Source organism: Bacillus nitratireducens (genome assembly GCF_036320425.1).
Taxonomy (GTDB): domain Bacteria; phylum Bacillota; class Bacilli; order Bacillales; family Bacillaceae_G; genus Bacillus_A; species Bacillus_A nitratireducens.
This window is the reverse complement of sequence record NZ_JAUMJO010000001.1, coordinates 136,920-153,926: the sequence shown is the minus strand read 5'-3', so window position 1 is coordinate 153,926 and position 17,007 is coordinate 136,920. Positions and strand designations below refer to the sequence as shown.

18 protein-coding genes are annotated in these 17,007 nt (G+C 35.9%); 11 read left to right on the top strand and 7 right to left on the bottom strand.

Annotated elements, in window-relative coordinates:
- The first annotated feature begins 8 nt into the window (after positions 1-8).
- Together narJ and narI are read left to right on the top strand one after the other, a co-directional pair.
- Positions 9-539, top strand: coding sequence for a nitrate reductase molybdenum cofactor assembly chaperone (gene narJ / locus Q3V31_RS00815; RefSeq protein WP_000814211.1), 531 nt, complete (start codon positions 9-11; stop codon positions 537-539).
- Positions 540-556: 17 nt separating this feature from the next.
- A complete protein-coding gene (gene narI, locus Q3V31_RS00810) occupies positions 557-1,246 on the top strand; it encodes a respiratory nitrate reductase subunit gamma (RefSeq protein WP_000969206.1) in 690 nt (229 codons plus the stop codon).
- Between the two features lie 81 nt (positions 1,247-1,327).
- Here narI and Q3V31_RS00805 read toward each other — a convergent pair whose 3' ends face one another.
- Positions 1,328-2,020: a Crp/Fnr family transcriptional regulator gene (locus tag Q3V31_RS00805; protein ID WP_000013861.1), complete on the bottom strand. Its 693-nt coding sequence runs from the start codon at positions 2,018-2,020 to the stop codon at positions 1,328-1,330.
- 278 nt (positions 2,021-2,298) lie between these two features.
- Here Q3V31_RS00805 and moaA point away from each other — a divergent pair, with 278 nt between their 5' ends.
- From moaA to Q3V31_RS00760, 9 genes are all read left to right on the top strand, one after another.
- Complete coding sequence (gene moaA / locus Q3V31_RS00800; protein ID WP_071733981.1) at positions 2,299-3,312, top strand: GTP 3',8-cyclase MoaA; 1,014 nt, start codon at positions 2,299-2,301, stop codon at positions 3,310-3,312.
- Between the two features lie 17 nt (positions 3,313-3,329).
- Positions 3,330-4,343, top strand: coding sequence for a molybdopterin-synthase adenylyltransferase MoeB (locus tag Q3V31_RS00795; protein WP_090813223.1), 1,014 nt, complete (start codon positions 3,330-3,332; stop codon positions 4,341-4,343).
- A 43-nt stretch (positions 4,344-4,386) separates the two neighbouring features.
- Complete coding sequence (locus Q3V31_RS00790) at positions 4,387-5,676, top strand: molybdopterin molybdotransferase MoeA (RefSeq protein ID WP_090813224.1); 1,290 nt, start codon at positions 4,387-4,389, stop codon at positions 5,674-5,676.
- Between the two features lie 44 nt (positions 5,677-5,720).
- A complete protein-coding gene (locus Q3V31_RS00785) occupies positions 5,721-6,191 on the top strand; it encodes a molybdenum cofactor biosynthesis protein MoaE (protein WP_000149981.1) in 471 nt (156 codons plus the stop codon).
- The gene (gene moaD, locus Q3V31_RS00780; RefSeq protein ID WP_000573679.1) at positions 6,188-6,421 is read left to right on the top strand and encodes a molybdopterin converting factor subunit 1; all 234 of its coding nucleotides are present in this window, start codon (positions 6,188-6,190) and stop codon (positions 6,419-6,421) included. The genes Q3V31_RS00785 and moaD overlap by 4 nt, the downstream gene beginning before the upstream one ends.
- A gap of 80 nt (positions 6,422-6,501) precedes the next feature.
- Positions 6,502-7,671 carry a nitrate transporter NarK gene (gene narK / locus Q3V31_RS00775; protein ID WP_000841862.1) on the top strand — a complete coding sequence of 390 codons (1,170 nt, stop codon included), beginning with the start codon at positions 6,502-6,504 and terminating at the stop codon, positions 7,669-7,671.
- Positions 7,672-7,940: 269 nt separating this feature from the next.
- Positions 7,941-8,138, top strand: coding sequence for a PspC domain-containing protein (locus tag Q3V31_RS00770; protein WP_000737855.1), 198 nt, complete (start codon positions 7,941-7,943; stop codon positions 8,136-8,138).
- A 496-nt stretch (positions 8,139-8,634) separates the two neighbouring features.
- Entirely contained in the window at positions 8,635-9,378 is a 744-nt protein-coding gene (locus Q3V31_RS00765; RefSeq protein ID WP_001217838.1) for an amidohydrolase family protein, read from the top strand.
- A gap of 85 nt (positions 9,379-9,463) precedes the next feature.
- The gene (locus tag Q3V31_RS00760) at positions 9,464-10,381 is read left to right on the top strand and encodes an AEC family transporter (protein ID WP_000497512.1); all 918 of its coding nucleotides are present in this window, start codon (positions 9,464-9,466) and stop codon (positions 10,379-10,381) included.
- A gap of 220 nt (positions 10,382-10,601) precedes the next feature.
- Here the strand turns inward: Q3V31_RS00760 and Q3V31_RS00755 are convergent, their stop codons facing one another.
- The 6 genes from Q3V31_RS00755 to ric all read right to left on the bottom strand — a co-directional run bounded on the left by Q3V31_RS00755 (position 10,602) and on the right by ric (position 16,947).
- Positions 10,602-11,075, bottom strand: coding sequence for a precorrin-2 dehydrogenase (locus tag Q3V31_RS00755; protein WP_071733989.1), 474 nt, complete (start codon positions 11,073-11,075; stop codon positions 10,602-10,604).
- On the bottom strand, positions 11,068-11,778 hold the full coding sequence (locus Q3V31_RS00750) for a sirohydrochlorin chelatase (RefSeq protein ID WP_071733992.1): 711 nt from the start codon (positions 11,776-11,778) through the stop codon (positions 11,068-11,070). Before Q3V31_RS00750 ends, Q3V31_RS00755 begins: the two co-directional genes overlap by 8 nt.
- On the bottom strand, positions 11,778-13,199 hold the full coding sequence (locus tag Q3V31_RS00745; protein WP_088007941.1) for a uroporphyrin-III C-methyltransferase: 1,422 nt from the start codon (positions 13,197-13,199) through the stop codon (positions 11,778-11,780). Before Q3V31_RS00745 ends, Q3V31_RS00750 begins: the two co-directional genes overlap by 1 nt.
- 58 nt (positions 13,200-13,257) lie before the next feature.
- Positions 13,258-13,575 carry a nitrite reductase small subunit NirD gene (gene nirD, locus Q3V31_RS00740; RefSeq protein WP_000616698.1) on the bottom strand — a complete coding sequence of 106 codons (318 nt, stop codon included), beginning with the start codon at positions 13,573-13,575 and terminating at the stop codon, positions 13,258-13,260.
- A gap of 15 nt (positions 13,576-13,590) precedes the next feature.
- Positions 13,591-15,996, bottom strand: coding sequence for an NADPH-nitrite reductase large subunit (gene nirB / locus Q3V31_RS00735; RefSeq protein WP_016129260.1), 2,406 nt, complete (start codon positions 15,994-15,996; stop codon positions 13,591-13,593).
- Positions 15,997-16,239: 243 nt separating this feature from the next.
- The gene (gene ric / locus Q3V31_RS00730) at positions 16,240-16,947 is read right to left on the bottom strand and encodes an iron-sulfur cluster repair di-iron protein (protein WP_000401370.1); all 708 of its coding nucleotides are present in this window, start codon (positions 16,945-16,947) and stop codon (positions 16,240-16,242) included.
- Positions 16,948-17,007 lie beyond the last annotated feature (60 nt).

Genomic DNA, 17,007 nt, shown 5'->3' with positions numbered 1-17,007 from the left:
GGAAAAATATGAAACAAAGTTTACAAACTGCTTTTTCATGTTCTTCATTCCTTCTTTCCTATCCGGAAATCGGGTGGAGAGAAGCTTTAACTGAATTGCAAGAAGAGATTGAAGCGATTGAACAGGAAGACGTTAAAGCATCACTTACAGCATTTATAAAGCAAGCGCTGGATAAAATGGATGATCAATTAATTGACTGTTACGTATATACATTCGATTTTGGTAAGAAGACAAATATGTATCTTACTTATATGAACACCGGTGAACAAAGAGAAAGAGGTATTGAGTTATTAGAGTTAAAACAGCATTATAAAAAATCTGGTTTTGAAGTAACAGATAAAGAATTACCTGATTATTTACCGCTATTGCTTGAGTTTTTTGCAAATGCAAATGAGCAAGACAGTGAACCAATTATGAGTAAATACAAGGAGAACATACAAGCATTACACGTTCAGTTAAAAGAAGCTGATAGTATGTATGAACCAATTCTTGCGGCTGTTCTACTCGCTATCGATACATGGAGTGTACAGACAAATTAGAAAGGAGAGTTGTCAAAATGATGGATCAATTTCTGTGGGTATTGTTTCCCTATATCATTTTTGCAATCTTTATCGGCGGACATATTTTTAGATACAACTATGATCAATTTGGATGGACATCAAAATCTAGCGAACTATTAGAAAAGAAAATGCTGCGAATCGGAAGTCTATTATTCCACTTTGGGATCATGTTCGTAATTGGTGGTCATGTTATGGGGATTTTAATTCCAGAGGCTGTATATCGTTCAATAGGTATTTCTGAGCATATGTATCACATAATGGCAATTAGTTTCGGGCTTCCGGCAGGTATTGCTTCTATCATCGGTTTAATTATATTAACGTACCGCCGCGTAACAGTAAAACGTATCATTGCTACGAGTACAAAGGGAGACTATATTGCGCTTATTTTATTACTTATCGTAATGTTAGCGGGACTTTCTTCAACTTTTTTAAACATCGACTCAAATGGGTTTGATTATCGTACAACAATCGGTCCGTGGTTCCGAAGTCTCTTTATTTTCCAACCGAAAGTTGAATATATGATGGAAGTACCAGTATGGTTTAAAATTCATATTATTGCAGGGCTGGGGCTATTCGCGGTATGGCCATTTACTAGACTTGTACATGTATTTAGTGCTCCAATTAAATATTTAAGCCGTAGTTATGTAATCTATAGAAGACGTATTCCTAATGAATTGAAAAAATAATTTTGTTTTATATGTCTAGTAACTTATAAGGAAAGCCGAGATCTAATTGGAGACCTCGGCTTTCCTTATAGAAATAAGATGCTAATCAATGCTACAAACAGAGGTAGAGCAATCTTCACAAGCAATTTCACATTTTAAAAATTGTAAATCATGGATTGTAATCTTTCCTTTATGAATAGAAATCGTACCTTTTTTTTTCAAATCATTTAACATTCGATTTACACTTTCACGCGAAGTTGCACAGAAATTAGCAAGTTCTTGATTCGTTAATGGTAAATCGATGAGAATACCATTTTCTTTTAACACACCGTAACTATTTGTCATTCGTATGAGAGTAGAATACAGGGCACCTTTTTTGCCGTGTAATACTAAATCTCGGAACTTCGTTTGCATTCTTCTTAAATGTTCACTAATCCATTTCATAAATTCAAATACAAGTGCGGGTTTTTGGAGTAATGCTTTTTCTAAGGTTTCACGCTTTATTACTCCTACTTCAACATCTTCAAGGCATTTTGAATTTAATAAATACTTCGCATTGTCCGTGAATAATGTTAATTCTCCAATAATGTCGTATGCCGAACAAATACGGAGTGTTAATTCTTGCCCGTCAGCACTTAGTTTACTAATTTGTACTTTTCCAGAGTGGATGATATAGAGTTCTGTTGCTTCCATACCTTCTTGAAAAATAAAACTCCCCTTTTTAATCTGCATTTTATATTCAACAGATGCAAGTAATTCCTTTAAATCTTGAGATAATGTCATACTGTTTGCCACAGCAATCACCTTTCTTCTTATAAGCAATACATTTCCTATTTTGAGTGTGAATATGCTGAAAATGCAAGAGCTATTTTAAAAATAAAGTGAAATTTCAATGACCGTAAGGAGGAGAGACTAAAGATGTGAACAAAATTCGAACGGATTTGTGAAGAATTTTTGAATGGGGAAAGTAATGTGAGAAAAGTCACATTGAATATGTAGCTTCTTTTTTATAATAAAGGCAAATAAAAAATATGAAACCTACTAAGGATTGCAGTAGAAAAGAAGGGATATAGATGCACGAGAAGATGAGGGATTCGTTAGAGCGGCCACTTCAAGATTTACGTATTTCGGTTATTGATCGTTGTAATTTTAGGTGCACATACTGTATGCCTGCTGAAGTGTTCGGGCCTGATTACGCTTTTTTACAAGAAGAGTTTTTATTAACGTTCGATGAAATAGAAAGATTAGCGAGATTATTTATAAGTATGGGAGTCAATAAAATTAGACTTACTGGCGGTGAACCGTTATTGCGTAAAGATTTACCGAAGTTAATTGCAAGGCTTGCAAAGCTAGAAGGCTTAAAGGATATTGGACTCACAACAAACGGTATTCATTTAGCAAAACAAGCTAAGGCGCTAAAAGATGCGGGATTAAAACGTGTAAATATTAGTTTAGATGCGATAGAGGATCACGTCTTCCAAAAAATTAATGGAAGAAATGTAAGTACAAAACCTGTATTAAAAGGAATTGAAGCAGCAAAGGCTGCTGGATTAGAAGTAAAAGTAAATATGGTCGTAAAAAAAGGTATGAATGATAGTCAAATTCTTCATATGGCTCGTTATTTTAAAGAACAAGAAATTCAGCTCCGTTTCATTGAGTTTATGGATGTAGGCAGTACGAACGGATGGAATTTTGAACAAGTTATTACGAAGGAACAATTAATAGAGAAGATTAATCGCGTATATCCGATTGAACCTGTTCAACCTCATTACTTTGGCGAAGTTGCGAAATTGTATCGATATGTAGGGAGCGATGCAGAAGTTGGATTTATTACTTCAGTATCTGAGTCATTTTGTTCTTCTTGTACGAGAGCTCGTATTTCGGCAGACGGCAAGTTTTTTACGTGCTTATTTGGAACAAAAGGAACGGATTTGCGAACGCTTCTTCGAGAAAATATTTCTGATGCTTCATTATTAAAAATTCTCCAACATACATGGGAGTACAGAACAGATCGGTATTCAGATGAAAGAACGGTGGAAAGTACAAATAAACGTCCAAAAGTTGAAATGTCTTACATTGGCGGATAGCGAAAGGAGGGTTCTCTATGCAAGAGCGATATGCAAGGCAAGTATTGTTCTCTGGAATTGGTGAAATGGGACAAAGAAAAATAAGGAAAAAACATGTGCTCCTAATCGGTGCGGGTGCACTTGGAACTGCGAATGCAGAAGCGCTCGTTAGGATGGGAATTGGGAAATTGACAATTGCCGATCGTGACTACGTCGAATGGAGTAATTTACAGCGGCAACAGTTATATACAGAAGAAGATGCACAACAGTGCAAACCGAAAGTAATTGCAGCGGCAGAACATTTAAGAAAGATTAATTCTGAAGTGGAAATTGTACCAGTTGTAACGGATGTCACAATGCAAGAAATAGAAGAGTTAACGAAAGAAGTGGATCTTATATTAGATGCGACTGACAATTTCGATACGCGCCTACTTATAAATGACATTTCGCAAAAAGAAAATATACCTTGGATATACGGTGGTTGCATTGGAAGTTACGGTGTAACGTATACAATTCTTCCAGGGCAAACACCATGCTTTCGCTGCCTAATGGATCATCCTCTGGGCGGTGCAACATGCGATACAGCGGGAATCATTCAGCCGGCTGTACAAATGGTCGTTGCTCACCAAGTGACAGAAGCGATGAAAATATTGGTGAATGATTTTCAGGCGTTAAGGGGAACGATGTTATCATTTGATATTTGGAACAATCAATATCTCTCATTAAAAGTAAATAGGCAGAAGAAAAGTACATGTCCATCTTGTGGGAATGTACGCACTTACCCAAGTTTAACATTTGGATCACAGATGAAAACTGAAGTGCTATGCGGGCGGAATACAGTTCAAATCCGTCCAGGGATAAAGCGAGTTCTTAATTTAGAAGAAGTTAGAAAACGTTTACAAAAAAGCGTGAGTGTCAAAAAAAACCCATATTTACTATCGTTTCTAGTAGATGAATATCGTTTTGTTTTATTTACAGACGGTAGGGCATTTATTCATGGGACAAATGATGTGAAAATGGCAAAACGATTATACGCAAAATATATAGGATGAACAGAAAGAGAGTTTATCCTTATCAAAACGAGGTGAAAAAAGAATGCTAGAAAAACGTAAACCAATTCCAGTAGCAGAAGCAGTTGCACGCGTAATGGAGTATGCTCATCAAGGTGAAATAGAAAAGGTTTCCCTTATAGACAGCTACGGTAGAACGCTTGGAGAAGATGTTATTGCAGATCATGATGTCCCGCATTTCGATCGCTCTCCGTACGACGGATTTGCAATTCGAGCGGAAGATACAAAAGAAGCAAGTAGCAATAACCCCATTCAGTTTGAAGTGATTGGTGAGATCGGGGCAGGTTCTGTTTTTAGAGAAGAGGTGAAAGCATTTCAAGCTGTACGTATTATGACAGGAGCCGCAATTCCCGCGGGGTGTAATGCTGTTGTTATGTTAGAGCTAACGGAAGGGTTTGAAGAAAACGAAAAGACGTATATGACATTAAAACGCTCTTTCGCTGCTGGTGATAACATTTCTTTTCAAGGAGAAGATGTAAAACAAAATGCCATACTTGTGAAAAAAGGGACTTCTATTAACCCTGGAGTAGCGGCGCTTCTTGCTACGTTTGGTTATAGTTCCGTACATGTTGTAAGGCAGCCAGTTATTGGGATTATAACGACAGGAAGTGAACTGCTGGAAGTACATGAACAACTGAAAGAAGGGAAGATTCGAAATAGTAACTCCTATATGATAGCTGCTCAAGTTGAACGAGCGGGCGGAATTGTAAGGTATTATGGACAGTTCGTTGATGAATTAGAGACGTGTTATAACACTGTAAAAAAAGCGATGAAAGAGGTAGATATTGTAATTACAACTGGTGGTGTTTCAGTAGGAGACTATGACTATTTACCTGCTATTTATGAGAGATTACAAGCTAATGTACTTTTCAACAAAATAGCGATGCGACCAGGAAGCGTGACTACTGTAGCTGAGCTAGAAGGAAAACTATTATTCGGTCTATCTGGTAATCCTTCTGCTTGTTATGTCGGATGTGAATTATATGTTAGACCAGTTATTCGAACATATTTGCATAGAAAAGATCCGCATGTATATCGTGCAGAAGCGATTTTACAGAAAGATTTTCCAAAAGCAAACCCATTTACTCGTTTTGTAAGAGGGAGAGTGGAAATTGTAGATGGCCAATTGCAAGTTACTCCAGTTGGTTTAGATAAATCTAGTGCAATTTCTTCACTTGCAGAGGCGAATGCATGTATCGTCCTGCCGGGAGGAACGAGAGGATTTGAAGCAGGAATAATTGTTTCGGTATTATTATTGGAATCGAATATAGGAAGTGAGTGGCCGTGGAAAGAACCACTTCGATCATACAAATAATATAAAAATAGATTGCTAACTTATACAAAGATAAGAGGTGCAAAATGACACATACGTATTATGAAGTAATTGATACACCTATTTCAATTGAAGGTGTTACAAGTAAAGTAATTCGGCGTGAATGTGGTGCTGTTACTACTTTTATTGGTACTGTTAGAGAATTTACGAAAGGACGTCGTACGCTATATTTAGAGTATGTAGCTTATAAGACGATGGCGGAAAAACAACTTGAGAAGATTGGAACCGAAGTAGAAGAGAAATGGCCTGGGACATATGTGGCAATTACACATCGCATTGGTACATTACAAATTTCTGATCTTGCTGTTGTTGTCGCCGTTTCTACGCCACATCGGAAAGCAGCTTATGAAGCGAATGAATATATTATGGAACGCATAAAACAAGTTGTTCCGATTTGGAAGAAAGAGTTTTGGGAAGATGGTGAGTCATGGATAGGTGATCAGTTAGAGAAAATAGCATATGCAAATGGTGAGCCTGAAAGGGAGATGAGAACATGATTGAAGTACTATTATTTGCACATTTGCAAGAAGAAGTAAGCAAACCTGCCTTGCACATAGAGTGTGAAAATATTACGGTTGCTGAACTAAAGGAAGTTCTGGTTAAGGAATATAACGTAGCAATTTCAAATGAGGTTATGGTCGCCATAAATGAAGAGTATGCAAATGAAGATGACATCATTCAAACTGGCGATATTGTAGCAATGATTCCGCCAGTAAGTGGTGGTTGATTCTTTTCAGCCTAATCATGTTAGGACGTGATTAGGCTGGAGAGAATGAATATAACTATGCATACATAGGAGGGAACAGGATGAAAAGTCCTAATTTTCAATTAAGTTTACAAACTTCTAATCTAGTTATCGGTTTTATGGTATGGGTCATTTTATCATCATTAATGCCTTATATTAAAGCGGATATTCCATTAACTGCGGGACAAATCTCTATGGTCACAGCAGTACCGGTTATTTTAGGTTCTATTCTTCGCATTCCAATTGGTTATTGGACGAATCGTTACGGAGCAAGAAAATTGTTCTTTATTAGTTTTATACTTTTATTATTCCCTGTTTTTTACATTAGTGTTGCCAATTCTATGATGGATTTAATTATTGGTGGATTATTTGTAGGGATCGGTGGTGCGGTATTCTCTGTAGGAGTAACTTCTCTACCGAAATACTTCCCGAAAGAGAGTCACGGTTTTGTAAATGGTATTTACGGTGTGGGTAACGCTGGAACAGCAATTACTTCATTTTTAGCACCTGTCATTGCGACATCAGTTGGCTGGAGAACGACAGTACAGTGTTATTTAGTTTTACTTGCAGCATTTGCACTTATGAACTTTTTATTAGGCGATCGTAAGGAAAAAAAGGTGAATACACCATTAATGGAACAAATAAAAGGTGTATATAAAAATGAAAAATTATGGTTTCTATGTATCTTTTACTTTTTAACATTTGGATCATTTGTTGCATTTACAGTATATTTACCAAACTTTTTAGTATCTCACTTCGGATTAGAGAAAGTAGATGCAGGCATGCGGACAGCTGGATTCATCGTATTAGCAACAATGATGCGCCCAATTGGTGGCTGGCTCGGGGATAAGTTTAATCCATTTAAAATATTAATCTTCGTATTTATCGGTTTAACACTGTCTGGTATTATTTTATCATTCATGCCTAGCATGAACGTGTATACGTTTGGTTGCTTACTAGTTGCATTCTGTGCAGGTATTGGAAATGGAACAATCTTTAAGCTTGTTCCAATGTATTTCTCTGAACAAGCAGGGATAGTAAATGGGGTTGTGTCAGCTTTAGGTGGACTAGGAGGATTCTTCCCACCATTAATTTTAACGTTACTATTCCAACTAACAGGTCATTATGCAATTGGATTTATGGCATTATCAGAGGTTGCACTTGCTTGTTTAATCATTACAGTGTGGATGTATAGCCAAGAGAAGCTGTTAGTGATGTTAAAGAATCATTAATAAGAAAAAAGAACCGTCCCAAAGTATTATGGGATGGTTCTTTTAGTAATAGGATTCGCCACGTTGTATTGCGATCTTACCAAACGCTTGTTTTCTAAAATAATGTGGTTTTAAAATGAAAAACAGAAGGTTTATGGGATTTTATGTTAAAATATAGACAGCAGATGTTATTCAATTAAAGGGCAGGTTAGTTAAAGAAATCTTAAATTTCTTCCAATGTTCGAACTAATTTTTAGCATACAAATATTTAATTGGATTGGGGTGTTTAGATGAAAAAATTATATAAGTCCACTCAAGATAAACAAGTATCAGGTGTATTAGGTGGCTTAAGCGATAAGTATGGAATTGATGTTAGTATCCTTCGAATAGTAACGGCATTATCAGCCTTTTTTACTAGTGGATTAACAGTGTTACTTTATATAATAGCTGCAATTGTTTTGCCTACAGATAAAGAAATTAAGGGATAAATGTATGAACTTAAATCTAATTCCACAATCGAGAACTCTGTTTTTTGTCTATTGAAAGTTTCCAAAGTAAAAGCAACAGTACGATTGTTAAAAAACTGAAATGAACAAACGAAAAATCCTCATAAAACATTCGGAATATATCGAGAACGAAAATAATAACTTTTGAATGGAACGATGACTATTGATCGCTAACGAATCGATAAATAGTCGCTCCTTTCTAAAAACTATATATTTATATATAAAAATTAATATAAATATATAGAAATATCCCGAAATTTTAAAAATATATGACGGTATTTATAACAAGAAAAAACTTCATATTTTTTTAGGGCCAGATTTTTTGGAAAGGCTAATGGATATTGTGAAAAAGTACACTTAAAATAAAGAATAAAGTTTAGGTCGATAAGATAAAATTATGAATTTGTATAAATAATCCATAATTTTCTTTATGAGTCATATTTGATATGTTAAAGAAAAGAGAGGGGAGGGAAATGAAATGAGAATTTTTGATGCACATTTTCATATTATTGATTTTAATTTTCCGATTATTGAGAACCAAGGGTATTTTCCACCCAACTTTGTTGTAGAAGATTATCAGAATGAATCTCCTAATTTGAATGTAATTGGTGGAGCGATCGTATCTGGTTCTTTCCAAGGGTTTGATCAAGAATATTTATTAAAGGCACTAAAACAGTTGGGTTCAACATTTTGTGGCGTAACACAATTACCTTTTACAGTGACGGATGAAGAAATACTAAATTTAAATGAAAATGGGATAAAAGCATTACGCTTTAATATTAAAAGAGGTGGTTCAGAAGATTTATCGAAGCTGGATTACTTTGCTAGAAGAGTTCATGATTTAGTAGGATGGCATAGTGAGCTTTATATGGATGCAAAAGAGTTGCCCGAAATTGCATCCACTATAGAAAAATTACCAGCTATATCAATTGACCATTTAGGGTTATCAGAAGAAGGTTTACCACATTTATTAAAACTAGTTGATAAAGGGGTACATGTGAAAGCTACTGGTTTTGGTCGTGTCGAATTAGATGTTGAGAATGCCTTAAAGTCGATTTATGAAGTTAACCCAGATGCACTTATGTTTGGAACAGATTTACCATCTACAAGAGCAAAAAGACCTTTTGAGTATGGAGATATCAAATTGATTCAACAGCTATTTGATGAACAAGCTACCGATAACATCCTGTATACGAATGCTTTTAAATGGTATTTTGGGTAGCGTCAGGGTCTACATTTGAATTAAATGTGTCCATATTTAGTAAAGCGTTTAATCCAACTAAAATATATTTAGAATGAGGTTTTAAATGTTTGTTTTTATTATATTAGACGTAATATTACCAATATTAATATTGATGCTAATTGGTGCAATCTTACAAAGAAAGTTCCAATTTAACTTAAAGCAGCTATCTACACTTATTACTTATTGCTTGATGCCAGCGGCTGTATTTGTGAATATATATGATATTAGTATAGAAACAGGTTTGTTGCTCCAGATAATATACTATTTAATGCTTTACAGTCTGAGTGTGATGATAGTAAGTCATTTCATTTCAAAAACATTAAAGTTAGAAAAAGGAGAAAGTGCAGCTCTAAAAAATAGCATTTCGTTAATGAATTCCGGTAATTATGGATTACCAGTAAGTCAATTGATTTTCAGTCACAATCCAGTGGGGGTTTCCATTCAGATTTTCATTGTGATTTTCCAGAATCTTTTAACTTATTCATATGGGATATATAACTTACTATCAGCAACAAAAACAATCGGAAGTATTATTCAATCATTTCTAAGACTGCCTGTATTTCATGCACTCATATTAGGGGTTCTCTTTCAATCTTTTACAATTCAAATACCTAATTCTATCTTTCTACCTCTTAATCAGCTTGCGAATAGTTTTGTTGCAATAGCACTCATATTGCTAGGAGCGCAATTATCCAACATTAAGCTTAATTTTTTCCATCGAGTCATAACATGGGCTTTAATTGGAAGATTATTAATGGGACCATTATTAGCACTTGCCATGATATACCTACTAAACATTGATGGTATTGTTGCACAATCATTATTTATTGCAAGTTCTTTTCCTACTTCAAGAAATACATCAACCATTGCTATGGAGTATCAAATAGAGCCTGAATTACATGCACAAATCGTTTTATTTTCAACACTTTTCAGCATTATTACAGTAACTGTCGTTATTTATTTGTCATATATTTTGTTTTGAATATACGTGCAAAAACGAATAGATTTGAGGCGGTAAATGATGGACAGAAATCCCATCGATATGAGAAGAAAACAGTCTTTGATATATTAGGTGTCGTTTACAATTGTACCATGCCTGATAATCAAGCGGTTTAATTCAAAAAAGGAACCAAAACAAAAAGAACAAACGCTTCTAAAAAACGTTTGTCCAAAGTTAATTACTATTTTAATTAAGTGATAGATTACGATTTATGTGTACGAGAAAGCTTTTTTATAAGCTTAGGAAGTATAGATGTTAGTTCCTGCTTCATACGCTTTGTAAACGATGGATCTTTACCTGAAGTAGAAATAGTGACAACAGAATCATCATTTCGGATGACACCAGGTGTGTGAAACGATGATTCTGTACCATCACTGACAACGTTAACCCATTGGAAATCATGAGCAGCCTGTTTGACCATCATATTTACAGCATGTTGATTTGTAGCTGCATAAATAAGGTGAGCATCTTTAATATCATCATTACTAAAAGTTTTTTGCTTCCAAGTAATATAAGGAAGTTCCGTCATTTCCTCGCAAATTTCTGGGCTGATAACGGTGACAAAAGCGCCTGTATCTTTTAATCCAGACGCTTTCCGATATGCAATTTTACCACCACCAACTATAACAACCACTTTTCTATCTAAATTAAACATAAGAGGGTACATGTTATACATACACACATTCCTCCATTCGTTCTAATAACGTTAACTTCATATATGTATCAAACTGAAGACAGTTGCAAGTCGTAACGTGATCATATTTTTTTGTATGCAACTTAATTTTTTGAAGCAACAATCCGGTAAAGAGAAGATACGGCATGACATATACATGGGACGCAGTCGATGTTATAGTCTTGAGCTCAGCGGTAAAAGAGGGAGTTCCTTTCGTTAAAAAGGAGCACGATACTGACATACCGAGTTTTTGTTCAACAGCTGCTCCGATTTGTTGTAACTCATAAATAGGCCGTGGATCACTACTACCTCGTCCTACGAGTAAAACGCTACTACCTTGCATTGGCATAGTTTCACGTATTCTTTTTACTACAAGTTCAACCATATGTGGATGCGTACTAAAAGGTGGTACAACTGAAAATGTTATATGTGGATATTTCTTTTGTAGTTGCTCTATTTCAAAAGGAATATCACGTTTATAATGAGCTGCCGCAAATAGTAAAACAGGTACAATCATTATTTCAGTTGCGCCCTCTAGTATCGTTTCTGTAACTGCATCAGAAATGGTAGGTGTTGTTAGCTCTAGAAAAGCTATTTTTTGAATCCGTTCGTTACGTTCTTTCATAACAGATTGAATAAAGTGAATGAATTGTTCGTTACCTTCTTGCAGGCGACTACCGTGTCCAACATATACAATTCCTTTCATCATACCACCAAATCTTTCTTCATAATAATGTCTTGTAATTGCTCATCTACATTATGAAACCCAACTTTATTCGCATAGTGTAAAGTTGGAACGTCGGTATACGAGAAGGGAAGAGTAAGGATATCGATAAAGCCAAGGCGTTTTACTTCTGATAGAAACGTATCAATTGAAGCACGGCCGTCAAACACAATGCTATCCCATGAGAATTCAGAAAGCATACGAGAATGAATTTCATCGAAACGATGATCAATTGTATACTCATGAGTCATCATATATGACCCGGCACCAATTTTCTCTTGAATAAAAGCAATCCGATTAATATTTCTTCCTAAATAAACAGTTGTATCGGAAGCGAACTCTGCTTGTTTACTTAGTAGCCCATATTGCATCAGTTTTTCTTGAGTGGCAACGTTCATATACTGCAGCTTCGCCTGTAAGGAACGAATATCTTTCTGGTGTTTACTACTTAATCGCATCAATATTTCTACACTTTCAGCTGAACAAAATACAATACGCTTAACGTTAAAAATTTCATTGATTTGTTCAGGGGTTAATGTGTATTCTTTCTTTTTGAAAGTTGGAATTTGATATATTTCTGCACCGGCTTCTTGTAACTTTTGCTTCGCTAAACTTGTTTTATTTGTTGCGGATGCAAATAAAACTTTTTTACCATGTAATGGTTTACGTTCTTTCCAAGCGATTTGATTACGTAAGGAAACGACATCACCAACAATTGTCATAGAAGGGTTAGAAATATTTTCGTTTTGGACGACATGAACTATTGTTGATAGTGTCCCTGTGACAACGCGCTGCTTTCCAGTTGTACCCCACTCAATGACTGCTACTGGCGTATCTGTTTTCTTTCCTGCTTGTAGTAAGCTTTCACAAATTGTAGGTAAGTTTTTTATACCCATGTAGTAGGCGATCGTGTCGCTATTGTGGGATGAATTATATTTTCCATGATCGGTTAAAGGACCTTTTGCATGCCCAGTTAGTAAAGTCACGCTATTACTGTAATTACGGTGGGTGAGGGGGATACCTGCATAGCTACTAGCGGCGATACTAGATGTAATACCTGGTACAATTTCATATGGAATGTTCGCTGCTGCTAAAGTTTCTGCTTCTTCACCAACACGGCCAAAAATAGAGGGATCGCCGCCTTTTAAGCGGACAACGGTTTTTCCTTCTTTCGCAAATTGAAGGAGGTGGGCGTTAATCATTTCTTGTCGCATAGTATGATTTTTCGGCATTTTTCCGCAATAAATAAGTTCGCATGTTTCTTTCGTATAATTAAGAAAGGTAGGATTTAATAAGCGGTCATATAAGACAATATCTGCACGCTTTAAGCAATCTATCGCTTTCTTTGTAATAAGCCCTTCATCACCTGGTCCTGCACCAACTAAATATACATATCCGTTCATAATCGCACCTCATCAATTTTTATTTAAAAGGAAGCCAGAGGAGGCTTCCTTTCGTAAATTACATGTATATATAAATGTCACCATCAATAACTTCTACTTCATACGTTTGAATACAGCCGTCATCAGGTTTTTGAACTTCACCTGTTAGTAATGAAATTTTCCAATCATGTAGTGGACAAAAGACGAATTCTCCAGATACAATTCCTTCTGCTAACGGTCCGTTTTTATGAGGACAACGATTTTCTACAGCTCGAATATCGCCATTTGAAAGGCGGAATAGGGCGATAGACATACCTTTTATTTGCACCTCTTTACCGATTTGAATAGGAAGGTCTTCCGCACGCATAACTCTTATTTTTTCTTTCGTTTGTATCATATAGATCACAGCTCCTTATTTCACAGTTTCTACTTCATACATCGCTTTTAAAGACTTCGTTTCTAGTGCTTGTCCCCAAGCTTCCGTATATGTGCTACGAGCTGTTTGGAAACGCTCATTTAACATCGTGACCTTACTTGTATCTTGTAGTATTTCTTTTATGTGATCGAAGCCTAGTCGTTCTGTCCAGTAAGCAGTACGTTCCCCGTAAATACCAGTTTCACGGTAATATTGCATGTAAGCTGTAGCGATGCGAAGGACATCTTCTTCAGTAGGGACGATCATTACAAAATCAGCTTCGCGTACTTCTGTACCACCATTTCCGCCGATATACAGTTGGAATCCATTTTCAACACAAACAACGCCAAAATCTTTCGTCAGTACTTCCGCACAGTTACGCGGACAGCCCGTTACACCCATCTTCATTTTATGGGGTGTATCTACCATTTCTAATGACTGTTCAAGGAGCATACCAAGTCCTAGTGAATCTTTCGTACCGAAACGACAGAAGCGAGAACCGACACATGATTTTACATTACGAAGCGATTTTGAATACGCATATCCAGAAGTCATATGTAAGTCAGCCCATACGTTAGGTAAATCTTGTTTCTTAACACCATATAAGCCGATTCGGCTCGCACCTGTAATCTTCACGAGAGGAACGTCATATTTTTTTGCGACTTCAGCAATTTTCATTAAATCATCTGCCGTTGTAACGCCTCCGTACATACGTGGAATAACAGAAAATGTACCATCATGCTGGATGTTACCATTCATTCTTTCATTAACGTAACGTGACGATTTATCGTCTGCATATTCTTCTGGAATCGCCATACGTAAATAGTAGTTTAAAGCAGGACGACATTTTGAACAGCCATCTTCATGGGCAAAACCAAGAACATTTCGTACTTCTTTTGGAGATTTTAAACCTTTCTCGTGAATGGCCGCTACAACTTCATCACGTGATAAAGCTGTACATCCGCACATACCAGCAGATTGTGCAGAGGCATCAAAAGCATCTCCAAGTGTATGAGATAAAACTTGTTCTACTAGCGGACGACATTTACCACAAGATCCTGCGGCTTTCGTGCATCCTTTAACTTCTTCAAAAGTAGTTAACTCTTGTTCTAAAATGGCATGAACAATTGCACCTTTCGTAACGCCATTACATCCACAAATTGTGTCATCCGCACTCATTGTAGCAATGTCAAGTTCGCTTTCTTCACCAGCTTTGTGAAGAAGGGAAGCAGCTGTATATTCTTGTATATCTTCTTCTTTCTTTAACATGCTAAAGAGGCGTGTACCGTCAGCTGTGTCACCATATAAAACGATACCAACGACTTTATTGTCACGAATCAATACTTTTTTATAGGAACGATTACATTCATCAAAGATTGAAATTGCTTTCGTTTGATCATCTTCATAAATTTGGCCAGCAGAGAATAAATCACAACCTGCAACTTTTAATTGCGTACCGACGATGCTGCCCGCATATCCATCCGTTTGTAAATTCGTTATATGTTTTGCTAATATTGCGCCTTGTTCATAAAGAGGGGCAACTAGACCGTATGCGATACCGCCATGTTCCGCACATTCCCCAACTGCATAAATGGATTCATCATTTGTTTGCATATAGTCGTTAACTACAATGCCGCGATTTACAAGTAAACCAGCATCTTTTGCTATTTGCGTATTCGGGCGTATTCCAACAGCCATCACGATTAAATCACAGTCTACAACTTCACCATCTTCAAATTGAATGCCCTCAACATGGTCTGTACCAAGAATCTTTACAGTTTTCTTTTCCATTAGAAACTTCATGCCTTGCGCTTCTAAATCTTCACGCAATAGGGAAGCTGCTTTCGTATCTAGTTGTTGCTCCATTAAGCTAGGCATTAAATGAACAACATGTACGTCCATTCCTAAGTCAATAAGACCTCTTGCGGCTTCTAAACCGAGTAATCCACCACCAATGACAACGGCCTTTTTCTTTTCTTTAGCGGTATCCATCATAAATTGTGTATCTTCAATTGTTCGAAATCCTGTTACACCAGGAAGGGTGGAACCTTCAACTGGTAAAATAAAAGCACTAGAACCTGTTGCGATAATGAGTTTGTCGTATGTAAGAGTACGATTTTTTTCTGTGACAATGACTTTTTCCTCGCGGTTAATACTTTGAACTCCCTCGTTTGTATTTAAAGTTATTTCGTTTTCTTCGTACCAACTATATTCGTTCATAATGATATCTTGCATATTTGTTTTGCCTTGTAGAACATGAGAGAGCATAATGCGATTGTAGTTTGGATGTGGTTCATCTCCAAAAATAGTAATCTCATATGAATCACTATCATGTTTTAATATTTCTTCCATACAGCGTATTCCAGCCATACCATTTCCGATCATAACTAAACGTTTTTTCATATTCATTTCCCTTTCTATGTGAAATGCTGAACAAATTATTATATTTTCATTATAGAAAATCAAAAAAGGGGAAGATGTGATATTTATCACACTTTTATAATGATTCACAAATTGTTAAAATTCGGATTTATGTGAAGGGAGAAGCGAAAGGGAATATGGGTAGAGGGGGAGGGGAAGTATAAATATATTCCATACAATAAAAAAGCAGGACATGAGCATTTATACTCATGTCCTGCACTTTATTTATGCTTTTGTAATTGCACGTGGAAATAAAATATTATTTTCTAAATGAATATGCTCAAATAAATCAGATTCAATGGCTTCAAGGCGCTGGTAAACAAGGCGATAAGTGCCGCAAGCTCCTTCTGGTGGAGTAAAGTCATTTGTCACCTTACGAAGTTCTTTTATAATATTTCCGGCGTGGCTATGTTCATTTTCCAACTCATCTACTACTTTGCGTAACTTTTCATAGTTTTCATCAGTTGGATTTTGTTCAAATTCTAAAATTAATGGGAAATCTTCCGTTTCTTCTTTAATTAAATGCTGTTCTAATTCCATTTTAAGTTCATGAAATAGCTTATGAATTTGAGCTAAATGAGGTTGATTTGCTCCATGAACACGTAACACTTTCGTCACATATGGACTTAGCTGTGGCAACTCTTCATTTAAATAGCGATGATGCTTATTAATTACATAATCAATCAATTCGCGATAAGAAGCATTTTTCCAATCAATTTCAGATTCATTTAATAGTTTCGTATTATGATAAAGCGTATTTAACTCTGTAATTACCTCAGAAGCCGATAAATTTCTTTCATTAATTGCATCAATCAGTGGTCTATTACCACCACAGCAAAAATCTATTCTATATGATTTAAAAAGATCACTAGCTTTTGGGAATTGTGTAACAATCTCACCAACAATTGAAGTTTCAGTAAATGTATGTTCCATATGAATGCCTCCATAAAGTTTAAATGTAATATCTAAATTAAGAATAGCGATAAATGAAAA